We start from the raw sequence: 21786 nt of genomic DNA, 5'->3' as shown, positions 1-21786 counted from the left end.
GCCTACCCGGAAAGGTTGAAGTTGCCGGACGCGCCGTAGACGGCCAGGGAGATGAACAGGGTGATGGTGACCACGACGATCAGCGAGGTGCGCACGGCCTGACCGACCGCGATCCCCACGCCGACCGGTCCACCAGAGGCGTTGTAGCCGTAGTAGGTGTGCACCAGCATCACCGCGATCGCCATCACGATCGCCTGAAGGAACGACCACAGCAGGTCAGTCGGTATCAGGAAGGTATTGAAGTAGTGGTCGTACAGGCCCGCCGACTGGCCGTTGATGAACACCGTGGTGAATCTCGCGGCGAAGAACGCGGCCAACACCGACAGTGAGTACAGCGGCACGATCGCGATCAGCCCGGCGATCAACCGGGTGGACACCAGGTACGAGACGGCGTGCACAGCCATCGCTTCAACGGCGTCGATCTCTTCGGCCACCCGCATGGCCCCGAGCTGGGCGGTGGCGCCCGCCCCGATCGTGGCGGCCAGGGCGATACCTGCGATCACCGGCGCGATGATGCGCACATTGAGGAAGGCCGACAGGAAGCCGGTGAGCGCCTCGATGCCGATATTGCCCAGTGACGAATAACCCTGCACCGCAATGACACCACCCGAGGCCAGCGTCAGAAATGCCGCAACGCCGACCGTGCCACCGATCATCACCAGCGCACCCGTACCCAGGGTCATCTCCGCGACCAATCGAATGGTCTCCTTGCGGTAGCGGGTGAGCGCGTTGGGGATGTACCGAATCGTCTCGCCGTAGAACAGTGCCTGCTCACCGACATTGTCGACGGTCTTGGGCACACTGCGGAACAGCCGCCGGAAGCGGAGGGTGGCGTCATAACTCATCGGACCAACACCCGAACCCCGATCGCGGTCATGATGACGTTGATGACGAACAGACAGATGAAGGCGTAGACGACCGTTTCATTCACTGCGTTACCGACACCCTTCGGGCCTCCTTTGACGGTCAACCCGCGGTAGCACCCGACCAGTCCGGCCACCACGCCGAACAGCAGTGCCTTGATCTCGGCCAGGACCAGCTCACCGAGCCCGGTCAGCACGGTCAGCCCGTTGATGAACGCGCCCGGGTTCACGCCCTGCAGGAAGACCGAGAAGACGTATCCGCCGGCGATACCGATGGCGCAGACGAACCCGTTGAGCAGCAGTGCGACGAAGGTCGAGGCCAGTACGCGGGGCACGACCAGGCGCTGGATCGGGTCGATACCCAGCACCCGCATGGCGTCGATCTCTTCACGGATGGTGCGGGCGCCGAGATCAGCACAGATCGCGGTGGCACCCGCGCCGGCCACGACCAGCACCGTCACCACCGGTCCGAGCTGCGTGACAGTGCCGAAGGCGGTACCCGCGCCGGAGAGGTCGGCGGCACCGATCTCGCGAAGGAGGATGTTGAGCGTGAAGGCGACCAGAACCGTGAACGGGATGGCGACCAGCAGCGTCGGAACCAACGAGACCCGCGCGATCATCCACGTCTGATCCAGGAACTCTTTGAACTGGAACGGTCGACGGAACATCTTGGCGAAGGTGTCCAAGGACATCTCGACGAAGCCGCCTACGGCCCGGGCCGGAACCGCAAGCTGTTCGATCAACCTCGACTCCGTTCTCCGGGTACTGGGATGGGGAGAAATTCGCCGAAAATCACATCAGCGAAAAATTGACGGCCACGTTTAGTGGCTGTCCTCCCACCCCTTGGTCTTATTGCACTCTTAGTGAGCCGGATCATATTAACTAGAACATGTTCGCGCTGTCAAAGAATTCAAAATATTAGGTTCAACAGCGGTTTTTCCAGCTCAGGATAGGTAAGAGCGGCACCCGATTGGAACATGTTCCAATGCTGCCGACCGACCCTAAACGAGACTGTCAGTCTCGTGAATCCATCAGCTCGGTGGCCGAAAATCCACGCCCCAGGTCGCGGTCAGCAAAGTACTCGTGCAGTGCCCCGCTGAGGTCGGCCGGGTTCCACGCAGCAGAGTCAGCAGTGAACTGCTTCTCCGCGGTGGGCGGCGCAACCAGCGTGACAGTTGGACCATAGACGATGAACAGCTGACCGTTGACCGCTTCGGACGCGGGCGCAGCAAGGAATCGCACAAGAGTGACGACATGGTCGGTCGACAGCGGATCGACCTGCCCGTCGGCCGCGTCGGGAGCGTCACCGAAGACACCTGCGGTCATGGCCGTGCGGGCGCGCGGTGCGATCGCGTTGGCCCGCACACCGAAACGCTCCAGGGCCCGGGCTGCCGACACCGTCAGCGCGGTGATGCCCGCCTTGGCGGCTCCGTAGTTGGGCTGACCGACCGGACCCGACAGGCCGGCCTCCGACGAGGTGTTGATGATCCGGCCGTACACCGTGCCGTCCCCGGCCTTGGCCTTGTTGCGCCAGTAGACGGCGGCGTTGCGGGTCAGCAGGAAGTGGCCGCGCAGATGCACCGCGATGACCGCGTCCCACTCCTCGTCGCTCATGTTGAACAGGATCCGGTCGCGGGTGATGCCCGCGTTGTTGACGACGATGCCCAGGCCGCCCAAACCGTCGGCCGTCGCGACGAGCTCATCGGCGGTCGTGCGCGCACTGATGTCGCCGGCCACGGCCACGCCCTTGGAGCCGGCGGCCGCGATCTCGTCGAGGACGTCGGAGGCTTCAAGAGCCCCCGCCATGTCGTTGACCACCACGGTGGCCCCGGCCTTGGCCAGTCCGATCGCCTCGGCACGGCCCAAGCCTGCAGCCGCGCCGGTGACAACGGCCACCTTTCCGGACAGGTCGATCTGAGCGTCGTCGGTCATTTTATGAATACCTCTAGTCTTTTCGGATCAGGGCTGCCCGGGGGCATTCGGCGATGGACTGCTCGGCCAGATCCTCCTGGTCGGCAGGCACCGGATCGGACTTGACCACGGCATAGTCGTCGTCGTCAAGATCGAACAGATCAGGGGCAATACCCACGCAAACCGCATTGCCTTCGCAGCGATCACGGTCAACTTCAACTCGCATGGCGACCTCCTCACAACGTGTGTACGCACGGGGCTGCGTGCGTGCAGCCACAGAATACGGCCACACCTGATGGATACCAGTCCTTCACCGGCCTGGATCCTAAGACTAGAACGTGTTACAACCAGGTGAGAACTCAGGTCTAACAAGCAGTGAGGATGCAGCGCAATGCGGATCGGTTACACCCCCGAGCAGGAGGAGCTGCGCCGCGAGTTGCGCGCCTACTTCGCCAAGTTGATGACGCCCGAACGGGTCGAGGCACTCAGCTCGTCCGAAGGCGAGATGGGACGAGGCACCGTCTACCGCGACACCGTCGCGCAGATGGGCAAAGACGGCTGGCTGACGCTGAACTGGCCCGAGGAGTACGGCGGTCAGGCGCGTACCCCCATGGAGTCGCTGATCTTCACCGACGAGGCCGCGATCGCAGGCGCGCCGGTTCCGTTCCTGACGATCAACAGCGTCGCGCCGACGATCATGCACTACGGCACCGAGGAGCAGAAGAAGTTCTTCCTGCCCAAGATCGCCGCGGGCGAGCTGCACTTCGCGATCGGCTACTCCGAGCCCGGCGCGGGCACCGACCTGGCGGCGTTGCGCACCACGGCTGTACGCGACGGTGACGACTACGTCGTCAACGGCCAGAAGATGTGGACCTCACTGATCGCCTACGCCGACTACGTCTGGCTGGCCGTGCGCACCAACCCCGAGGCCAAGAAGCACCGCGGCATCTCGATGCTGATCATGCCGACGACCGCCGAAGGTTTCTCCTGGACGCCGGTGCACACCATGTCCGGTGTGGACACCAGCGCCACCTACTACCAGGATGTCCGCATCCCGGTCACCAACCTGGTCGGCGAGGAGAACGCCGGCTGGAAACTGGTGACCAACCAGCTCAATCATGAGCGGGTGGCTCTGGTTTCTTCGCAGCCGATCTACGTTGCGCTCGACGGGGTCCGCGAGTGGGCCCAGAACACCAAGGACGTGCACGGCAAGCGGGTCATCGACTCGGAGTGGGTGCAGCTCAACCTGGCCCGGGTGCACGCCAAGGCCGAGGTTCTCAAGCTGATCAACTGGGAGCTCGCCTCCGCCGAGGACGGCGCCCCCTCGCCGGCGGATGCGTCGGCGGCCAAGGTGTACGGCACCGAGCTGGCCACCGAGGCCTACCGCCTGCTGATGGAGGTGCTGGGCACCGCAGCGACGCTGCGCCCGGACAGCAAGGGCGCGCTGCTGCGTGGCCGCATCGAGCGGTTCCACCGGTCGGCGCTGATCCTGACCTTCGGCGGCGGCACCAACGAAATTCAGCGTGACATCATCGGCATGGTCGCTTTGGGCCTGCCCAGGGTCAACCGGTAAGGACGGCACACCAATGGATTTCAAGACGACAGAAGAGGCCACCGATCTCGGCGGCCTGGTGCGCACGATCACCGAGTCGGTGTGCACGCCCGAACGTCAGCGTGAGCTCGACGGGCTCGAGCAGCGGTTCGACGCCAACCTGTGGGCCAAGCTGGTCGAGGCCGACGTGCTGTCGGCCGCGGCCCCGGAGTCGGTGGGCGGCGGCGGACTGGGCGTGCTCGAGCAGACCGCCGTGCTGACCGCGCTGGGCCGCCAGCTGGCTGCCGTGCCCTACCTGGATTCGGTGGTTCTGGGCGCGGGTGCACTGGCCGCGTTCGGGTCCGAGGAGCTGCGCACCCAGTGGGGTCAGCCCGCCGTGGCCGGCGACAAGATCCTGGCGATCGCCCTCGACGGGGAGATGGGTCAGGGCCCGGCGCAGGCCCAAGCTGACGGCTCGGGCTACAAGCTCACCGGCACCCGCACCCAGGTGAACTACGGACCGGTGGCCGACGCATTCCTGGTGCCGGCCGAAACAGATTCTGGCACGGTCGTTTTCCTGGTTTCCGGCGATGATCCCGGCGTGACGGTCAGCGTGCTGAGCACCACCGGCAAGGGAAGCATGGCCCTGTTGGAGCTCGAGGGCACCACGGTGGACGCCACCCGCGTCGTCGGCGATGCCGAGGTCCTGGACTGGCTGACCACGCATGCGGCGTTGGGCCGCACCGCCTTCCAGCTCGGCGTGCTGGAACGCGCGCTGGAGCTGACGTCGGAGTACGCCCGCGAACGTGAACAGTTCGACCGGCCGATCGGCAGCTTCCAGGCCGTGTCTTCACGGCTCGCCGACGGCTACATCGACGTCAAGGGCCTGCGCCTGACGCTGACTCAGGCGGCCTGGCGGCTGTCCGAGGATCTGCCCGCCGATATCGATGTCGCCAGTGCGGCGTTCTGGGCCGCCGAGGCCGGACACCGCGTCGCGCATACTGCGGTGCACGTGCACGGTGGCGTCGGTATCGACATGGACCACCCGGTGCACCGGTACTTCCTGGCCGCCAAGCAGACCGAGTTCGGCCTCGGCGGGGCGACCGGGCAGCTGCTGCGCATCGGCCGCGAACTCGCCGACACTCCGGTCTAGGGATGGGGGGTCCAACCGAGACGCCGACGGTCACCGAGCTGCTGGTTCCGCTGGCCGAGGTCACCGACCGTGGCCTCTACCAAGAGGATTCGTTCGTCAGCTGGGCTGACCACATCGCCGCCGGTGCGCAACTGGCCGCGGCGTTGCGGGCACGGTTGGACTCCCGCAGGCCCCCGCATGTCGGGGCGCTGCTGGGCAACACCACATTCTTCTCCAGCCTGCTGGTGGCTGCGGGCCTGAGCGGGCTGGTGCCGGTCGGGCTCAACCAGACCCGCCGCGGCGAGGCGCTGGCCCGCGATATCGTGCAGGCCGACTGCCAGCTGGTTCTGACCGACAACCCCGACGCCGTCCCATCCGGGGTGGATTTCATCGATGTCGAATCCGCCGAGTGGGCAACCGAACTCGGGTCGTACCGCGACACTCCGGTGACGTACGCCGAGCTGTCGGCCGATGACCTGTTCATGCTGATCTTCACCTCCGGGACCAGTGGTGATCCCAAGGCGGTGCGGGTCACCCATGACAAGGTGGCGTTCCCCGGACGGATGCTGGCCGACCGCTTCGGGCTCGGCCCGGCGGACACCGTGTACCTGTCGATGCCGCTGTTCCACTCCAACGCGATCATGGCCGGGTGGGCCGTCGCGGCCGCGGCCGGTGCATCGATTGCGTTGCGGCGCAAGTTCTCCGCATCCGGCTTCATGCCGGACATCCGCCGCTTCGGCGCCACCTACGCCAACTACGTCGGCAAGCCGTTGTCCTACATCCTGGCCACCGAGCCGGCGACCGATGACGCCGACAACCCGTTGCGAATCCTGTACGGCAATGAGGGCTCAGCGCGGGATCTGGGCCGGTTCGCCGAACGGTTCGGCGTGACCGTGGTCGACGGATTCGGTTCCAGCGAGGGCGGTGTGGCGATCGCGCGCACCCCCGACACCCCCGAAGGCGCCCTCGGCCCGCTCAGCGATCAGGTGGCGATCGTGGATGTGGATACGGGTGAGCCCTGCCCGCCCGGGGTGGTCGGCGAGTTGGTGAACCCGACCGGCGCCGGGTGGTTCCGCGGCTACTACAACGATCCCGACGCCGAGGCGGAGCGGATGGCCGGCGGCATGTACCACACCGGCGATCTGGCATATGTCGACGAGGACGGCTACGCGCACTTCGCCGGGCGGCTCGGCGACTGGATGCGGGTGGACGGCGAGAACCTCGGTACCGCACCGATCGAGCGAATCCTGTTGCGCTACCCCGACATCACCGAGGTCGCGGTGTATCCGGTCCCTGACCCCGATGTGGGCGATCGAGTGATGGCCGCACTGGTGATGACCACCGACGCGACATTCGACCCGGGCAGTTTCCGGGCTTTCCTGGCCGAGCAGCCCGATCTGGGCCCCAAGCAGTGGCCGTCATACGTGCGGATCGGCGCCGAGTTGCCGCGCACCGAGACATTCAAGGTGATCAAGCGGCAACTCTCCGCGGAGGCCACCGCGTGCACTGACCCGGTGTTCGAGATTCGGCGATAGGCCCAAGCGCATCGGCGTGAACGGTTTCGATACCATTGGATTCGAAATGCGGCAGATCGGCGAGAGGCGGACCATGCAAATCGCAGTCACCGGCGGCACCGGTTATCTGGGCGCCCACACCGTTCGGGGCCTGCTGGCCGCGGGGCATCGCATCCGCCTGCTGGTCGCCCCGGGTTGCGGCGGCGACGAGGTGATCGGCCGCCTGGCAGCGCTCGGTGAGATGACCGTGCTCGAGGGCGATATCCGCGACAGTGGCACCGTCGGGAACCTGCTGTCGGGCTGCGACGCCCTGATCCACGCCGCGGGCATCGTCGGCACTGATCGCCGGCGCGAAAAGCTGATGTGGGAGATCAACGCACACGCGACCGAGGCCGTACTCAACCGAGCCGTCGAGGCCGGGCTCGATCCCATCGTCTCGGTCAGCAGCTACAGCTCGTTGTTCCCGCCGCCGAACGGGGTGATCTCCGCCGACACCCCGCCTGCGCCGGGGCGCAGCCCCTACGCCCAGACCAAGGCCTACGCCGATCGGGTGGCCCGGCGGTTGCAGGACGCCGGAGCACCGGTCGTGGTCACCTACCCGTCGAGCGTGGTCGGCCCGGCCTACTTCACCGCCGCCGGCGTCACCGAGCGCGGCTGGGCACCGATCGTCAAGGCCGGTCTGGCGCCGCGCATGCCGGGCGGCATGCAGATGATCGATGTGCGCGATGTCGCGCTGGTGCACGAGCGGCTCATGGCACCCGGACGCGGCCCCAAACGGTATGTCTGCGGCGGCGTGATGGTGTCGTTCAACGAGATGATCGATACCCTCGAACAGGGCGCCGGGCGCAAGATCCGCCGAATCCCGGTGTCGGCAAGCCTTTTCCGCGGCATCGGCTGGTGCTCGGATCTACTCGGCGGGATACTGCCGCTCGGGGACGGGATCAGCCACGAGGCGGCGTTGCTGCTCACCGCGGCCACCCCCACCGACGACAAGAGCACGCTGAACGACCTTGGCATCGACGCCTGGCGCTCGCCGCAGGACGCGATCCGGGCGTCATTCGGCCGGTGACACACCCAGCGCCCGGCTGAGCAGCCGCACCTGCCGCTGCTGCAGCTCGGGTGAATCGTCGTCGGCCGCAACCGTGGTGGTGAACAGTGCGGCGCCGGCCGCCATGGACAGCACAGCCTTCGCGTCCGCCTCGGTGCCGTAACCCCGGACGGCGAACATCTCGATCGCCGGCCCGCTGAACCCGTCCCACAGCGCCTTACGCAACGCGCCGTTCTCGCGGAGCGCCAGTAGCAGGCCCGGCACCGCCTCGCTGACATCGGCGCGGCTGAACAACTGATTGCTGCCGCGGACCACCCAATCGATCCACCCGGCCAGGTCGGTACCGGAAAACGGTGACATATCGGGCGCTTCGCCGAGTATCGCGTGCAGCACGAGTTCCGCTTTCGACGACCAGCGCCGGTTCAGACTGGACCGGCCCACCCCGGAACGCACCGCAACCAGCCGTACGCTCAGATCGTCCCAGCCCACTTCGACCAGCAATTCCCTGGTGACCGCGAGCACCCGCTCGTCGATCGACGCATCACGTGGTCGCCCGGCCATTCCCCGATTCAACCGTATGGAGGCACGGGTAGCGTCGAGGACGTGGGCTACCGCGAACAGGATCCGCCGCCGCACCTGCGCGAACTGGTGGAATGCCGGTGGGACCGCACCGGCCCGGCTGAACCCGGCCGGATTCTGCCCGACGGCTGCATGGACTTGATCCAGATCGACGGCACGATCATCGTCGCCGGCCCCGACACCACGGCGCACATCGCTTCCGGCGGCCGGGATCCGGTGCGGGGGTTACGGTTTCGCCCCGGCGTCCTTCCCCGCCTACTGGGCGTTCCGGCGTCCGAGCTATGCGACACCCGGGTCGAGCTGGATGAGCTGCGCCCGGCCACCCGGGGCAGCTCCCTCGAAGAACTCACCGCCGCGCTGGCCTCGCAGTCACCTCGTACCGAGACGGCCCCGTGGTCCCTGCCGATGCTTGGTGACGTCACGCGCGCATTGGCGACCGGCCAATCAGTGAGCGCGACGGCGCGCCTCGTCGGCTGGTCCAACCGGACCATGCAGCGGCAGTGCACGGCGGTCTACGGATACGGTCCGGCGACGCTGCGCCGCATTCTGCGATTCCGTCGCGCGGTCGGGCTGATCGGCACCGGCATGGGTTCCAGTACGGTCGCGGCCCGGGCGGGCTATGCCGATCAGCCCCACCTACACCGCGAGATCCGCGCGCTGGCCGGGGTAGGAATACGCCGGCTGCGTCAACCCGCCAACGCGGCGAACAGGTCCACCGAGGTGCCGTCGGGATCTTCGACCGTCGCATAGCGCTGCCCCCAGGGCGCGTCGAACGGTTTGAGTGCCCCCGGGTATCCGGCATCGGTGAGGCGGGCATACAGCGCGTCGACGTCGGCGGGCGAGTCCAGCCCGAAGGCCAGGGCGACCCGCCCAGGCCCGGCCGGGGGCGTCCAGCCGGGATGCATACCCGCGATCACCTCCTCGGTGTCGAACGCGAGACGGTTTCCGCCGGGCAGCGCCACCTCGGCGTGCGGCCCGTCCGGTTGGGGAACCTCCAGGCCGAGCAGCCGGTAGAAATCCAGGGATGCGGGCACGTCTTTGGCGACGATCTCGATGACCGCCGAAATCGGGTTGATGGGCATATCAGCAGGTTAGAGCCACCCGCAGCGCGAGTCTTGAACGAATCGGACAGCGGACGGCGAGCGGCGTTGCGCGGCAGCCGGAGACCGCTGTCACAGGTCCGGGATGGGCAATTCGAAGTTGGGGAAGGTGAGTCCGCCGTCGACTTCCAACATCTTCCCGGTCAGATACCCACCGGCCGGAGATGCCAGATACAGTGCGGCGGCGGCGATGTCCTCGGGATCGCCCAACCGCCGCATCGGGGTCACCTTCTCCATCGGCGTACGTAACTCGTCATTGGCTGCCACCACGGCCAGCGACGAAGTCAGGATTGCCCCCGGCGCTATCGCATTGACCCTGACCCGAGGGCACAGGTCTGCCGCGGCCAGCCGCGTGTAGTGAGCGAGTGCCGCCTTGGCGGTGCCGTAGGCGCCGAAACCTCGGCCGGCCAACCGCCCGACCGCCGAGCTGATGTTGATGACGTTGCCACCCCCGGAGTGCTCCAGCATCAGCGGTACTGCTGCGGTGATCAGTGCATGCGCGGTCCCGACGTTGAAGGTGAACGCGTCGGTGAGGTCCTGCGTCGAGGTGTTCAACAGGGCGTTCGGCATGGTGCCGCCGACATTGTTGACGACGATGTCCAGCCGCCCGAACGCCTCGACGGCTTGGCCGGCCAGTTCCGCGGTCGCTGCAGGGTGGGCGAGGTCGGCGGCGACCACGTGCGCGCGGCGGCCCACGCCGCGCACCCGCTCGGCGACGGCCTCCAATTCGGTCCGGGTGCGCGATGCGATGACAACGTCGGCACCTGCCTCGGCGAAGGCGAGCGCAATGGCCGCGCCCAACCCGCGGCCGGCGCCCGTGATGACCGCGACCTGACCGTCGATTCGAAATCTATCCAGTATCATTGTTGCCCTTCATCTTTAGATCGACTCGGATACCGCTGATCCGGATCGAGCACACAGTGAGTACGGCCGAACACCGTCACCATGCACTTGTTGTTGTGATTGCATCGGCTTCGCACCGACGGATCGTCGGCCATCCGGCGAATGAGATCCGGCTCCCGCAGCAGTGCCCGGCCCATCGCGAGGAAGTCGAAACCCTCACGAAGACCGGTGATCATGTGCTCGCGGTTGGTAATCCCACCCAACAGCACCAGCTGGGTGTTCTTCATGACGGGGACGAACTGGCGAGCCGATTCGAGCATGTACAGATCACGGTAAGGGTACTCGCCCATCATCTTCTTGCCGATCACACGGACGCCCGTTTTCATCGGCTCACGCATCACCGCGGCGAACTCGTCGACCGGGACGTCGCCGCGGAACAGGTACATCTGCTTCGACACTGATGAGCCCTGGGTCAGCTCGATGGCGTCGAGGTTTCCATCCCGGTCCAGCAGTTGCGCGGTACGCAGCGACTCGTCGAGCCAGATGCTGCCCCGGATGCCGTCATCCATGCTGATCTTGGCGATGACCGCGATCCGATTGCCGACGACTTCACGTACCCGTTGCGCGATTTCGCGGACGAACCGGGTGCGGTTGTCGATGGTGCCGCCGTAGTCGTCCTTGCGGCGGTTGAGCAGGGGGCTGAGGAACGAACTCGGGAGATAGAGGTGGCCGAAATGCAGTTCCACCGCATCGAATCCGGACTCGAGCGCGACCTCTGCCGCCGCACCGAACTGGTCGATCACCCGCGCGATCTCGGTGCGCCTGATCTCCCGGCAGTACTCGAGCGACGACGGGTTGAAGAACCTGCTGGGCGCCACCGCCCGCACTCCGGTGATCTTCTTCGACGCCACCACGCCGGCGTGCCCGAGTTGAGCCGACACCGCGGCGCCGGCGTCATGCATGGTGTCCGTCAACTTCTTCAACCCGGGAACTGCCTTGCGGTCCATGAGGATCTGCCCGGGTGCGCTCGCTCCCTCGCGGGAAACGCAGCAGTACGCCAGGGTCGTCATGCCCACTCCCCCGTCGGCGAAGCGCCGATGGAAGTCGATCAGTTCGTCGGTGACGCCACCCTTGGGCGACCGTCCTTCCGACGTGGCGGCCTTGATGACCCTGTTGCGTAATTGCACCGGCCCCAGGGCAACCGGTTGAAACGGATCGGGTCGCGCCTGCTCCGGCCGATTTGATGTGTCAGTGCTGGCCATCCTGGCAGTGTGTTTCGGGCTGCGCGGGCCGTCAATCGCTCATACCGGTCAGCGAGATGGTCCGGTCGTGCACGGGTCGGATATCAGCGCAGCTTGATGGTGCCGCCGTCGACCATCAGAGTCTGCCCGGTCATGTAACGGGCGTCGTCACTGGCGAGAAAGGCTGCTACCCGGCCGATGTCGGCCTCGGGATCGCCGAACCGGTGCATCGGGGTGCCGGCCAGCAGCTTGTCTTCGATGCCCGGATTGGCCGCGAGGTAGGCCTCGACGCCCTCGGTCAACGCCAGCGGGGAGATCAGGTTGACGTTGATTCCGTCGGCCGCCCATTCGTTGGCCGCCACCCGGCTGATCGCCCGGATCGCCTCCTTGGCCGCCGCGTAGGAGGCCTGGTTCACCTGGCCCTCGATGCCGGCACCGGAGGCGAAGTTGATCACCGACCCGGCGTTGGCCTTGAGTTGGGCGTGGCAGGCCTGCATCAGCCACCAGGTCGGGTAGAAGCCGGTGCCGAAGGACAGGTCCAGCATCTCCTGGGTGGTGTCCAGCAGTGGAGCTTGGCGCGATGCGTGCGCATTGTTGACCAGCACGCTGACCGATCCGAATGCCTCGACGGCAGCCGCGCAGATCTGTGCTGCGCTCTCCTTCTCGGAAATATCGGCGCCGAGATAGCGGACGGCCGAACCGAGCTCTGCTTCGACAGCCTTGCCTGCCTCGTCGTTGATGTCGACGACCAGGACCTTGGCGCCTTCCTTGACGAACGCCCGGGTGATGCCGCGCCCGATCCCGCCGGCACCGCCGGTGACGATCGCAATCTTGCCTGCCAACCTCATCATCGATCCTTCCTGTCGATACCTGCGAGGCGAGCCGGCGGGCGAACGCGGCGCGCACTCCTTCAGACCCACCGGCGATCACCGCCCACGGTCCGCATGTCAGGAGATCCGTCCAGCCATCGTCGCCCACACGCGGCTCCGGCGGCGGCAGCATCTCGCTCACCGGAATGCAGACGGCGGGCCTGCGCGGCCGGTGCTGCAATGGGCGGATGAGTGATTTCGAGTCCGTCGAGGCGATCAAACAGGTCAAGTACCGCTACTTGCGGGCATTGGACACAAAGAATTGGGACGAGTTCGCCACCACGCTGGCCGAGGACATCGTCGCGGACTACGGCGCGTCGCTCGGCGAGGATCACCGCTTTACCGATCGCGCGTCACTGGTGGACTACATGCGGTCGTCGTTGTCCGCCGGTGTCATCAGCGAACACCGGGTCACCCATCCCGAGATCACGATGACCGGCCCGGATTCCGCGTCGGGAATTTGGTATCTGCAGGATCGCGTCATCGTGCCCGAGCACAGCTTGATGCTGATCGGCGCCGCGTTCTACCAGGACCGGTATCGCCGCACCAGCGACGGCTGGAAGATCAGCGCCACGGGGTACCAACGCACCTACGAGGCCACCGTGTCGCTGTCCGATCTCCCCAGCTTCGCGGTGACGCCGGGCAACGCACTACATATCTGACTGCTGAGGGCCCAGTCGGGACACCGCTGCTAGATTCGAACGAAGAGTTCATTTTGGTGGAGGTGGCGTGGCGATGGCCGTCAGCACGCAGGGTCCTGAGCTCACCGGACCATCGATGGTCGAGCGTGTCACTCTCATCCTGGATGCATTCGAGCAGCGTCCGACGTCGCGCCTGAATCTCGATCAGATCGCCACTCGCGCGCACCTGCCGCGATCGACCACACACCGGATCCTCGGACAGCTGGTCGGGCTGCAATGGCTTGAGTACACCGGGACGCAGTACAGCCTGGGACGGCGAGCACTTCGACTGGGCGGTCAGGACGGGCTGCACAGCCAGGTCCGGCAAGCGGCTGCCGACCATCTCCATCGACTACACCTGCGGACCGGTCTGGTCGTGCATCTGGCGGTACTCCAGGGGGCCGACGAGATTTTCCTCGACAAGGTGGGCGGCCCCTTTGCGGCCACCCTTCCGTCGAAGGTGGGCAGCAGGCATGTGGCATACCAGACGACCGGTGGCCGCGCGATGCTCGCGTGGCTGCCGCCTGAGGACGTCGATTCACTGTTCGGCAAGCGACTGGCCCGCTCGTCGGGCACCGCAGGTTGGGATCTCACAAGTCTCCATCGGGAGTTGGCCCGAATCAGGCGAGAGCACGGTGTCTCGATCGATCGGGGAGATCAAACGCGCACGTTCGTGGGCATCGCGTTGCCCAGCGTGGCGGCTGCGGTCCGGGACGCCGACGGTCGACCGGTAGCGGCAATCTGTGTCTGCGGTGCGGCCGACTCGGTGCAGATCGAAGGGCTGGTGCCGCTCGTCGCCGATGCGGCGGCACAAACGACTGCCATGTTGCGCTAGGCAACACCCCAACGCCGTTTCGCCGCGGGCCACGACCGCGAGCGTGACGACGGCTGCTCGGGCAGGTAGGTTTGCCGATAACCCACAAGTTACTTGCCAGTAGGGAGGCCGTGATGCCTGCTCCGTCCACTGCGGATTTCGCTCGTCTGCGTGCGCTCGTCGCGATCGACGACGCTGAAGTCAGTGCGCGCCCGACGAAAACCATCGACGAGGTCTTCACCGGCAAAGAGCTGACCACCATCCCGGTCGGCACCGCCGAGGACGTGACCGCCGCCTTCGCCAAAGCACGTGCCGCGCAGGCACAATGGGCCAAGCGGCCGGTCAAGGAACGCGCCGCCGTCATCAAGCGTTTCGGCGCACTGCTGGCCAAGAATCGCGACTTCCTGATGGATGTGGCCCAGGCTGAAACCGGCAAGGCCCGCTCAGCCGCGCAGGAAGAGATCGTCGACATGATCTTGAACGCGAACTACTACGCCCGCGAAGCCGCCCGACTGCTCTCGACGAAGCGGGTGCAGGGTCTGCTCCCGGGGTTCGTCAAGACCGTGGTCAATCACCATCCCAAGGGAGTCATCGGCGTCATCTCGCCGTGGAATTACCCCATGACCCTGTCGATCTCGGATTCCATCCCGGCCCTGCTGGCCGGCAATGCCGTGGTGGTCAAGCCGGACAGCCAGACGCCGTACTGCACGCTGGCCAACGCCGAACTGCTGTATCAGGCCGGGCTGCCGCGCGAACTGTTCGCGGTGGTAACCGGGCCGGGCTCGGTGGTCGGCACCGCGATCGTGCAGAACTGCGACTACATGATGTTCACCGGTTCGACGGCCACCGGGCGGGCACTGGCCGAGCAGTGCGGCCGGCGGCTGATCGGCTTCTCCGCCGAACTCGGCGGCAAGAACCCGATGATCGTCACCAAGGGCGCCAACCTGAAGGTGGCCGCCAAGGCCGCCACCCGCGCCTGCTTCTCCAATGCCGGTCAGCTGTGCATCTCGATCGAGCGGATCTACGTCGAGCGGGCGGTCGCCGACGAGTTCACCGCCAAGTTCGCCGAGCAGGTGCGCAACATGAACCTGTCGGCGGCCTACGACTTCACCGCCGATATGGGCAGTCTGATCTCAGAAGATCAGATCAAGACCGTGTCCGGTCACGTCGACGACGCGAAAGCCAAGGGCGCCAAGGTGGTTGCCGGTGGCAATGCGCGCCCCGACCTCGGCCCGCTGTTCTACGAGCCGACCGTGCTGACCGGCGTCACCGACGAGATGGAATGCGCGCGCAACGAGACCTTCGGCCCGCTGGTGTCGATCTACCCGGTCGATTCCGTCGCCGAGGCCGTCGAGAAGGCCAACGACACCGAGTACGGCCTCAACGCGAGCGTGTGGGCGGGTTCGAAGTCCGAAGGCGAGAAGATCGCCGCCCGGATCAGCTCCGGCACCGTCAACGTCGACGAAGGTTATGCCCTGGCGTTCGGCAGTACCGCGGCCCCGATGGGCGGCATGAAGGCCTCCGGGGTCGGACGCCGCCACGGCGCCGACGGCATCCTCAAGTACACCGAATCCCAGACGGTCTCCACCGCGCGGGTGATCAATCTCGACCCGCCGCTGGGGATCTCGCAGACGGTCTGGCAGAAGGCACTCACCCCGATGATCCGGGCGCTGCAGAAACTGCCGGGTCGTTAGACCCGGGCTATCCGGGACGCCGTGCAACCACCGCGAAGTTCAGCGGGATGCGCGGCGCCCCGGGCGGTAGTGCCCACCCTTGAGGGCAGGGCACCAAGGCCGGAAACGCCGGCCAGTCCATGTAGGGCAGTTCGGCCAATGCCTCGATGACCAGCCCGGCCTGCCGCAGCGAGTTCACGACTTCGGACAGGTCGTGGCGCCACTCGTGGTTGCGCGTATTGGCGATCTGACCCGCCGAATCCTCTGTGTACGTCCCTGAGTCGTCGTAAGTTCGGGTACCGCCGCCGCTGAGGTAGTCATCGGTGATGTCCCACGGTTCGAAGTCCATCGCACCCAGCAGCGGATGGTCGTCGCGGATCAGGAACACCCCACCCGGCTCAAGCAGGTCGTGGATCGACCGGGCCCAGTTGGCGAGTTCCGGCAACCAGACGATGGTCCCGGCACTGGTCACCACGGTATCGAAACGCCGCGGGATCAAGCTCGACGCGAACCGCGCGTCGCCCTCGACCCAGGTGATCTCACTCCCGTCGGCCGCGGCGATCCGGGCCGCGTGCCGCAACGAGTTCGGCGACAGGTCGACGCCGTGCACGTCACGTGCTCCCAGCCTCGCCCAGGAGACGGTGTCGGTACCGATGTGGCACTGCAGGTGCAGCAGCGATCGGTCCCTGACCCCGGCGGCCGGCAGATGCGGTGCGAGCACCTCGAGGTCGTTGCGCACCACCTGCGAGATGTCGGTGGGATCAGCCAGAAACCCTGCCACGTCGTACATCTGGGACCGGACATGGACCTCGGCCCGGTCATCCCAGTTGGCACGGTTCGCCGCCAGGGCGTCCGCTTCCTGCTGATCAATAGCCACGCCGCCGACCATACCCACCCGAACGACATCGAGCCTGCGTCCAGAGCGCGAAATCGTGCTCGAAGTCAAGTGGTTAGTGCAACGCGGTTAGGCAGCTTGATCGAGGAGAGTGGCCAAACGTTGGGCTGGGGTGTCGAAGTCCAGGGTGGGTCGGGGTCGGGTGTTGAGTTTGTCTTGGACTCCTTTGAGGTCGGCTTTGGTGTAGCCGGACAGGTCGGTGCCCTTTTCGAACCAGAACCGCAGCAGCCGGTTGGTGTTCTCGTTACTGCCCCGCTGCCAGGGTGAATGAGGATCGCAGAAGTAGACCGGCGCTTGCAGTGCCAGGCTGATGTCGTGCCAGCGGGCCATCTCGCTGCCGCGATCCCAGGTGATCGTGCGACGTAGGTGAGCAGGCAGCTCGTTCATCGCCTCGATCATCGCGGTGGCCACCGAATCGGCGGTGTGATCGTGCGGTAGGTGCAGCAAGATGGTGAATCGGGTGCTGCGCTCGACCAGGGTCCCGATTGCGCTGCCACCTGCGGCGCCCAGGATCAGGTCACCTTCCCAATGCCCGGGCACGGCACGGTCATCCACCACGGCGGGCCGCTGGCTGATGGTGATCACATCGCTGAACTTCCCGCGTCGCTCGGTACTGCCCCGGGGCTTGCGAGCGGCGCGTTTAGTCGACAAGCACTTGTTCAGATCGGCGCGTAGCTGGCCGCGGCCTTGCACGTAGAGGCACTTGTAGATGGTTTCGTGGCTCACCCGTGTCAGCCTGTCATCGGGATGGTCACGAGCCAACATCTCGGCGATCAGTTTCGGGCTCCACCCGTCATCCATCCAGGTTTCGATGGCGGCGCACACCCGGGTGTCGTTGAGCTTGAACTCTTTGGGCCGCTTGGCTTTCTGACTAGCTCTGGCATGAGCCAACCCTGCGTGATAGTCCCCGGCCGCAGTGCGATTGCGCCGGATCTCGCGTGAGATGACGCTGGGATCGCGATCGAGCTGGCGGGCAATCTCAGCCTGTGGGTGTCGTTGATCGAGCCCCCGCATGATCAGGACGCGTTCGTCGTAGCTCAGCCGGTGACCACGTCCGCCGGCACGGGTGAGGTCACCAGGTTCGGCCAACCCGAGATCACCTTTGCCAATTCGCAGCCTCATACCGCCAGCCTTACGCCACCACGCCCGCCCGACATTGCGTGACACACCGAGTTGACGTTCGGCCTCCAGCACCGACATCCCGGCACACACCAGATCAAAAAACTGCCGCTTCAACCACCACGGCGCCCGATAACCAGTCGGCATTGCAACCCCCACATTGACGGATGTTGCATTGACCGTATGAATCTGCCGTGAGAAATCGCGATCTGAACGCAGGCTCGACGCGCTACGCGCAGACTCAGCTTCCGGCGATACCGTCCAGGCGCTTGGTGGCAGCCTCGAAACCGCTCACCAGCTCGGCGATGATGTCGGCGGCTGGCCGGATCTCGTTCATCCGGCCCACGATCTGGCCTACCGGCATGGCGACCGCGGTCGGGTCGTCGGACAGGCTCATCCGCTGATGCGCCTCGCCGACCAGGATGTTCTGCAGCGGCATCGGCAATGCTTCGGGTGCGCCCGGTGCGTCCCAGGCGTCGGTCCAGCGGCTCTTCAGGATCCGGGCGGGCTTGCCGGAGTAGATCTTTCGGCGGACCGTATCGGCGGAGGTGGCTTTCAGCAATGCCTCCTGGATCACCGAGGCGCCCGACTCGCGACGCTCCCCCAGGTCGTATTCGGCTGCCGTGAGGAACGCCGAACCCATCCACACACCCTGGGCACCGAGCGCCAGGGCGGCAGCCAGCTGCCTGCCGCTGCCGATCCCGCCGGCAGCGAGCACCGCGGCCTTACCGTCGACGGCATCGACGATTTCCGGCCACAACACCACCGAACCGATCTCACCGGTGTGCCCGCCGGCTTCGTGCCCCTGGGCGATGACGATGTCCACCCCGTTGGCGACATGGCTGAGCGCATGCTTCGCGCTACCGGCCAGCGCAGCCACCGGGACACCGGCCTCGTGAACCTGCTCGATGACGTCATTGGGCGGAGAACCCAGCGCGTTGGCGATCAGTTTGATCGGATGGCGCAACGCCACCTCGACATGGCTTCGCGCCACCGAGTGCAGCCAGCCCAGCACACCGGTGTTGTGCTCACCCTCCTCTGGGAGCGGCGGAACGCCAAGATCAGCAAGGGTTTTCGCGACGAAGTCCCGGTGAGCCTGCGGAATCAGCTTGTCGATGTCGACGGCGCTGCCCTCGGTGGGGATCTTGTTGGGCATCACCACGTCGACGCCGTACGGCTTACCGTCGGTGTTGGCGTCCATCCAGGACAGCACGTTGTCCAACTCGTCGGGATCGTTGAACCGCACGCAGCCCAGCACACCCAGACCGCCGGCCCGGGTGACCGCCGCGGCCACCTTCTCCGACGGGGTGAAGACGAAGATCGGGTATTCGACCCCGAACCGTTCGCTCAATTCGGTTTTCACGATTTCGCTCCCACGTGATTTGCGTGCACCTCGTCGGCGGCCCGCTCCTCGGTGGTGTCCTTGGCCCAGCGGTAGTCGGGCTTACCCGCCGGCGAGCGCTTGACCTCGTCGACCAGCCACAGGCTGCGTGGCACCTTGTAGCCGGCGATCTCGTTGCGCACGAACGCATCGAGATCGGCCAGCGTCGGGCGCGCACCTGCACGCGGCTGCACGACGGCGGCGACGTGCTGACCGAAACGCTCGTCGGGCACCCCGACCACGAGCGCGTCGAACACGTCCGGGTGGCCCTTCAGCGCGGCCTCGACCTCTTCGGGATAGATCTTCTCGCCACCGGAGTTGATCGACACCGAGCCGCGACCCAGCATGGTCACGCTGCCGTCGGCCTCGACCTCGGCGTAGTCGCCCGGGATGGCGTAGCGGACGCCGTGGAAGGTCCGGAAGGTCTCTGCGGTCTTCTTCTCGTCCTTGAAGTAACCGACCGGGATGTGACCGCACTTGGCGATGATGCCGCGCACGCCCGAGCCCGGAACCACCTCGTTGCCGTCCTCGTCGAGCACCTTGGTGTTCTTGTCGATGGTCACGCGCGGACCGCCGGTGTGGCTCTGTCCCTTGGCCACGATGGACGTGCCACCGAAGCCGGTCTCCGAGGAGCCGATCGAGTCGGTGATGATCCGGTTGGGCAGCAGCTCGAGGAATTTCTCCTTGAGGCTGGTGGAGAACAGGGCCGCGGTGCTGGCCAGCAGGAACAAGCTCGACAGGTCGTATTCGTTCCCGTCCTCCTGGTGCGCCAGCAGCGCGTCCAGCAGCGGCCGGGCCATCGCGTCACCAGTGAAGAACAGCAGGTTGACCTTGTGCTCGTGGATCATCCGCCAGGCTGCATCGGCGTCGAATTCCGGCATCAGCACCACGGTGTGGCCGGTGAACAACGCCATCCAGGTGGCCGACTGGGTCGCGCCGTGGATCATCGGCGGGATAGGCAGCCGGATCATCGGCGGGTTGGCGACGGCCTGCTTGGACAGGTCGTATTCGTCGGCGATGGGCTCGCCGGTGGCGAAGTCGGTGCCGCCGAACAACACCCGGTAGATGTCCTCGTGACGCCACATGACGCCCTTGGGGAATCCGGTGGTGCCGCCGGTGTAGAGCAGGTAGATGTCGTCCTCGCTGCGCGGGCCGAAGTCACGTTCGGGTGAACCCTGCGCCAGGGCATCCTCGAATGCGACACCCCCGTAGCGCTGGAAGTCGTCGTCCGACCCGTCTTCGACCACCAGGACGGTCTTCACCTTCGGGGTCTCCGGCAGGACGTTGTCCACCCGGTCGGCGTAGCGGCGCTCATGGATCAGCGCGACCATGTCCGAGTTCTCGAACAGGTACTTCAGCTCGCCCTCGACATAGCGGAAGTTGACGTTGACCAGGATCGCGCCGGCCTTCACGATGCCCAGCATCCCGATCACGATCTCGATGCGGTTGCGACAGTAAAGGCCGACCTTGTCGTCCTTCTTGACGCCTTGGGCGATCAGGTAGTGGGCCAGACGGTTGGCCTTCTCCTCCAGCTGCGCATAGGTCAGCTGTTCGTCGCCACAAATCAGGGCGACACGGTCAGGCACAGCATCGATGGCGTGCTCGGCAAGATCCGCAATATTCAGAGCCACAGAACCTAAACTAGAACGTGTTACATTTCGAGACAAGTCTGGGTGGAAAATGCAGAGGAGTTGGCACTCGTGAGCGAGACCGAAAGAGGGCCCGACGCCCTCATTGAGCAGCGCGGACACACGCTGATCCTGACGCTGAACCGGCCCGAGGCACGGAACGCGCTTTCCACCGAGATGCTCTCGATCATGGTCGACGCCTGGGACCGCGTCGACAGCGATCCCGAGATCCGCACCTGCATCCTCACCGGCGCCGGCGGCTACTTCTGCGCGGGCATGGACCTCAAGGGTGCCACCAAGAAGCCGCCGGGCGATTCGTTCAAGGACGGTAGCTACGACCCGTCACGGATCGACGGCCTGCTCAAGGGCCGCCGGCTCACCAAGCCACTGATCGCTGCGGTCGAGGGACCGGCCATCGCCGGCGGCACCGAGATCCTGCAGGGCACCGACATCCGCGTCGCCGGCGAGAGCGCCAAGTTCGGCATCTCCGAGGCCAAGTGGAGCCTGTACCCGATGGGCGGCTCTGCGGTGCGCCTGGTTCGCCAGATTCCTTACACCATCGCCTGCGACATGCTGCTGACCGGACGTCACATCACCGCCGCCCAGGCCCTGGAGTACGGCCTCATCGGTCACGTGGTGCCCGACGGCACCGCGCTGGAGAAGGCCCTGGAGATCGCCGAGGTGATCAACAACAACGGCCCACTGGCCGTGCAGGCAATCCTCAAGACCATCCGCGAGACCGAAGGCATGCACGAGAACGAGGCGTTCAAGCCCGACACCGCCAACGGCATCCCGGTGTTCCTGTCCGCCGACGCCAAGGAAGGCCCGCTGGCTTTCAAGGAGAAGCGCGCGCCCAAGTTCCAGATGCGCTGATTCGCGGTGCGGCGCCCGGCGTCGACACCGTTGTAGCGATTCCACCCCGCCAACTGTCCTCGTCGTGGCACCGAGCAGCCCTATACTCGTGC

At 66.0% G+C, this 21786-nt stretch carries 22 protein-coding genes and 1 pseudogene; 9 read left to right on the top strand and 14 right to left on the bottom strand.

The features are described 5' to 3' along the window. Nucleotides 1-2: 2 nt before the first annotated feature. The 4 genes from JOF57_RS29365 to JOF57_RS29350 form a co-directional block, all read right to left on the bottom strand. Complete coding sequence (locus tag JOF57_RS29365) at nt 3-845, bottom strand: MlaE family ABC transporter permease (RefSeq protein ID WP_209922942.1); 843 nt, start codon at nt 843-845, stop codon at nt 3-5. Next, nucleotides 842-1606: an MlaE family ABC transporter permease gene (locus tag JOF57_RS29360; protein ID WP_209922941.1), complete on the bottom strand. Its 765-nt coding sequence runs from the start codon at nt 1604-1606 to the stop codon at nt 842-844. Before JOF57_RS29360 ends, JOF57_RS29365 begins: the two co-directional genes overlap by 4 nt. Before the next feature lie 271 nt (nt 1607-1877). Continuing rightward, nucleotides 1878-2795, bottom strand: a complete 918-nt coding sequence (locus JOF57_RS29355; protein WP_209922939.1) for a 3-oxoacyl-ACP reductase — start codon at nt 2793-2795, stop codon at nt 1878-1880. A 13-nt stretch (nt 2796-2808) separates the two neighbouring features. After that, entirely contained in the window at nt 2809-3000 is a 192-nt protein-coding gene (locus JOF57_RS29350) for a ferredoxin (protein ID WP_036391771.1), read from the bottom strand. A gap of 165 nt (nt 3001-3165) precedes the next feature. Here JOF57_RS29350 and JOF57_RS29345 point away from each other — a divergent pair, with 165 nt between their 5' ends. The 4 genes from JOF57_RS29345 (at nt 3166) to JOF57_RS29330 (ending at nt 8020) form a co-directional block, all read left to right on the top strand. Continuing rightward, nucleotides 3166-4347, top strand: a complete 1182-nt coding sequence (locus JOF57_RS29345) for an acyl-CoA dehydrogenase family protein (protein WP_209922937.1) — start codon at nt 3166-3168, stop codon at nt 4345-4347. Nucleotides 4348-4360: 13 nt separating this feature from the next. Continuing rightward, nucleotides 4361-5458, top strand: coding sequence for an acyl-CoA dehydrogenase family protein (locus tag JOF57_RS29340; RefSeq protein WP_209922935.1), 1098 nt, complete (start codon nt 4361-4363; stop codon nt 5456-5458). 2 nt (nt 5459-5460) lie between these two features. Next, nucleotides 5461-6972: a long-chain-fatty-acid--CoA ligase FadD17 gene (gene fadD17 / locus JOF57_RS29335; protein WP_209922934.1), complete on the top strand. Its 1512-nt coding sequence runs from the start codon at nt 5461-5463 to the stop codon at nt 6970-6972. 73 nt (nt 6973-7045) lie between these two features. After that, on the top strand, nt 7046-8020 hold the full coding sequence (locus JOF57_RS29330; RefSeq protein ID WP_209922932.1) for an NAD-dependent epimerase/dehydratase family protein: 975 nt from the start codon (nt 7046-7048) through the stop codon (nt 8018-8020). On the opposite strand, the gene JOF57_RS29325 is transcribed toward JOF57_RS29330, so the two are convergent. Beyond that, nucleotides 8006-8560, bottom strand: a complete 555-nt coding sequence (locus JOF57_RS29325) for a TetR/AcrR family transcriptional regulator (RefSeq protein ID WP_209922931.1) — start codon at nt 8558-8560, stop codon at nt 8006-8008. The two genes, JOF57_RS29330 and JOF57_RS29325, sit on opposite strands and share 15 nt — an antisense overlap. 42 nt (nt 8561-8602) lie before the next feature. Between JOF57_RS29325 and JOF57_RS29320 the strand changes: the two genes are divergently transcribed. Beyond that, nucleotides 8603-9328 carry a helix-turn-helix domain-containing protein gene (locus tag JOF57_RS29320; RefSeq protein ID WP_209922929.1) on the top strand — a complete coding sequence of 242 codons (726 nt, stop codon included), beginning with the start codon at nt 8603-8605 and terminating at the stop codon, nt 9326-9328. Here JOF57_RS29320 and JOF57_RS29315 read toward each other — a convergent pair. The 5 genes and pseudogenes from JOF57_RS29315 to JOF57_RS31110 all read right to left on the bottom strand — a co-directional run. Further along, entirely contained in the window at nt 9265-9660 is a 396-nt protein-coding gene (locus tag JOF57_RS29315) for a VOC family protein (RefSeq protein ID WP_209922927.1), read from the bottom strand. The two genes, JOF57_RS29320 and JOF57_RS29315, sit on opposite strands and share 64 nt — an antisense overlap. 90 nt (nt 9661-9750) lie before the next feature. Beyond that, complete coding sequence (locus JOF57_RS29310) at nt 9751-10542, bottom strand: SDR family oxidoreductase (RefSeq protein ID WP_209922925.1); 792 nt, start codon at nt 10540-10542, stop codon at nt 9751-9753. Continuing rightward, the gene (locus tag JOF57_RS29305; RefSeq protein WP_209922923.1) at nt 10539-11783 is read right to left on the bottom strand and encodes an NADH:flavin oxidoreductase; all 1245 of its coding nucleotides are present in this window, start codon (nt 11781-11783) and stop codon (nt 10539-10541) included. Before JOF57_RS29305 ends, JOF57_RS29310 begins: the two co-directional genes overlap by 4 nt. Nucleotides 11784-11866: 83 nt before the next feature. Then, the gene (locus JOF57_RS29300) at nt 11867-12610 is read right to left on the bottom strand and encodes an SDR family NAD(P)-dependent oxidoreductase (protein WP_209923823.1); all 744 of its coding nucleotides are present in this window, start codon (nt 12608-12610) and stop codon (nt 11867-11869) included. Nucleotides 12611-12638: 28 nt separating this feature from the next. Beyond that, nucleotides 12639-12764, bottom strand: a pseudogene (locus JOF57_RS31110) (SDR family NAD(P)-dependent oxidoreductase); the annotation flags it as partial. A gap of 55 nt (nt 12765-12819) precedes the next feature. Between JOF57_RS31110 and JOF57_RS29295 the strand changes: the two are divergent. The 3 genes from JOF57_RS29295 to JOF57_RS29285 all read left to right on the top strand — a co-directional run bounded on the left by JOF57_RS29295 (nt 12820) and on the right by JOF57_RS29285 (nt 15819). Next, nucleotides 12820-13293 (top strand): nuclear transport factor 2 family protein, encoded by a 474-nt coding sequence (locus JOF57_RS29295; protein ID WP_209922921.1) that lies wholly within the window; start codon nt 12820-12822, stop codon nt 13291-13293. 73 nt (nt 13294-13366) lie between these two features. Continuing rightward, nucleotides 13367-14146: an IclR family transcriptional regulator gene (locus JOF57_RS29290; RefSeq protein WP_209922920.1), complete on the top strand. Its 780-nt coding sequence runs from the start codon at nt 13367-13369 to the stop codon at nt 14144-14146. Nucleotides 14147-14259: 113 nt separating this feature from the next. Beyond that, complete coding sequence (locus tag JOF57_RS29285) at nt 14260-15819, top strand: succinic semialdehyde dehydrogenase (RefSeq protein ID WP_209922918.1); 1560 nt, start codon at nt 14260-14262, stop codon at nt 15817-15819. Between the two features lie 7 nt (nt 15820-15826). Here the strand turns inward: JOF57_RS29285 and JOF57_RS29280 are convergent, their stop codons facing one another. The 4 genes from JOF57_RS29280 to JOF57_RS29265 all read right to left on the bottom strand — a co-directional run bounded on the left by JOF57_RS29280 (nt 15827) and on the right by JOF57_RS29265 (nt 20824). Then, the gene (locus tag JOF57_RS29280) at nt 15827-16675 is read right to left on the bottom strand and encodes a class I SAM-dependent methyltransferase (RefSeq protein ID WP_407666624.1); all 849 of its coding nucleotides are present in this window, start codon (nt 16673-16675) and stop codon (nt 15827-15829) included. A gap of 87 nt (nt 16676-16762) precedes the next feature. Beyond that, nucleotides 16763-17959 carry an IS30 family transposase gene (locus tag JOF57_RS29275; RefSeq protein ID WP_209914822.1) on the bottom strand — a complete coding sequence of 399 codons (1197 nt, stop codon included), beginning with the start codon at nt 17957-17959 and terminating at the stop codon, nt 16763-16765. Nucleotides 17960-18053: 94 nt separating this feature from the next. Beyond that, nucleotides 18054-19175 carry an NAD(P)H-dependent flavin oxidoreductase gene (locus JOF57_RS29270; RefSeq protein WP_209922916.1) on the bottom strand — a complete coding sequence of 374 codons (1122 nt, stop codon included), beginning with the start codon at nt 19173-19175 and terminating at the stop codon, nt 18054-18056. Next, entirely contained in the window at nt 19172-20824 is a 1653-nt protein-coding gene (locus JOF57_RS29265; protein ID WP_209922915.1) for a medium/long-chain-fatty-acid--CoA/3-oxocholest-4-en-26-oate--CoA ligase, read from the bottom strand. Before JOF57_RS29265 ends, JOF57_RS29270 begins: the two co-directional genes overlap by 4 nt. A 69-nt stretch (nt 20825-20893) precedes the next feature. Between JOF57_RS29265 and JOF57_RS29260 the strand changes: the two genes are divergently transcribed. After that, complete coding sequence (locus tag JOF57_RS29260) at nt 20894-21694, top strand: crotonase/enoyl-CoA hydratase family protein (protein WP_209922913.1); 801 nt, start codon at nt 20894-20896, stop codon at nt 21692-21694. Nucleotides 21695-21786: the final 92 nt, after the last annotated feature.

The sequence above is a fragment of the Mycolicibacterium lutetiense genome (assembly GCF_017876775.1).
GTDB lineage: Bacteria > Actinomycetota > Actinomycetes > Mycobacteriales > Mycobacteriaceae > Mycobacterium > Mycobacterium lutetiense.
This window is presented reverse-complemented; position numbering and strand designations above follow the sequence as displayed.

Coding starts and splice junctions, on each gene's coding strand:
- JOF57_RS29325 (WP_209922931.1), bottom strand. CDS start 8,560: ATGGCCGGGCGACCACGTGATGCGTCGATCGACGAGCGGGTGCTCGCG.
- JOF57_RS29315 (WP_209922927.1), bottom strand. CDS start 9,660: ATGCCCATCAACCCGATTTCGGCGGTCATCGAGATCGTCGCCAAAGAC.
- JOF57_RS29285 (WP_209922918.1), top strand. CDS start 14,260: ATGCCTGCTCCGTCCACTGCGGATTTCGCTCGTCTGCGTGCGCTCGTC.
- JOF57_RS29330 (WP_209922932.1), top strand. CDS start 7,046: ATGCAAATCGCAGTCACCGGCGGCACCGGTTATCTGGGCGCCCACACC.
- JOF57_RS29310 (WP_209922925.1), bottom strand. CDS start 10,542: ATGATACTGGATAGATTTCGAATCGACGGTCAGGTCGCGGTCATCACG.
- JOF57_RS29345 (WP_209922937.1), top strand. CDS start 3,166: ATGCGGATCGGTTACACCCCCGAGCAGGAGGAGCTGCGCCGCGAGTTG.
- JOF57_RS29290 (WP_209922920.1), top strand. CDS start 13,367: ATGGCCGTCAGCACGCAGGGTCCTGAGCTCACCGGACCATCGATGGTC.
- JOF57_RS29300 (WP_209923823.1), bottom strand. CDS start 12,610: ATGAGGTTGGCAGGCAAGATTGCGATCGTCACCGGCGGTGCCGGCGGG.
- fadD17 (WP_209922934.1), top strand. CDS start 5,461: ATGGGGGGTCCAACCGAGACGCCGACGGTCACCGAGCTGCTGGTTCCG.
- JOF57_RS29350 (WP_036391771.1), bottom strand. CDS start 3,000: ATGCGAGTTGAAGTTGACCGTGATCGCTGCGAAGGCAATGCGGTTTGC.
- JOF57_RS29340 (WP_209922935.1), top strand. CDS start 4,361: ATGGATTTCAAGACGACAGAAGAGGCCACCGATCTCGGCGGCCTGGTG.
- JOF57_RS29295 (WP_209922921.1), top strand. CDS start 12,820: ATGAGTGATTTCGAGTCCGTCGAGGCGATCAAACAGGTCAAGTACCGC.
- JOF57_RS29305 (WP_209922923.1), bottom strand. CDS start 11,783: ATGGCCAGCACTGACACATCAAATCGGCCGGAGCAGGCGCGACCCGAT.
- JOF57_RS29275 (WP_209914822.1), bottom strand. CDS start 17,959: ATGCCGACTGGTTATCGGGCGCCGTGGTGGTTGAAGCGGCAGTTTTTT.
- JOF57_RS29355 (WP_209922939.1), bottom strand. CDS start 2,795: ATGACCGACGACGCTCAGATCGACCTGTCCGGAAAGGTGGCCGTTGTC.
- JOF57_RS29365 (WP_209922942.1), bottom strand. CDS start 845: ATGAGTTATGACGCCACCCTCCGCTTCCGGCGGCTGTTCCGCAGTGTG.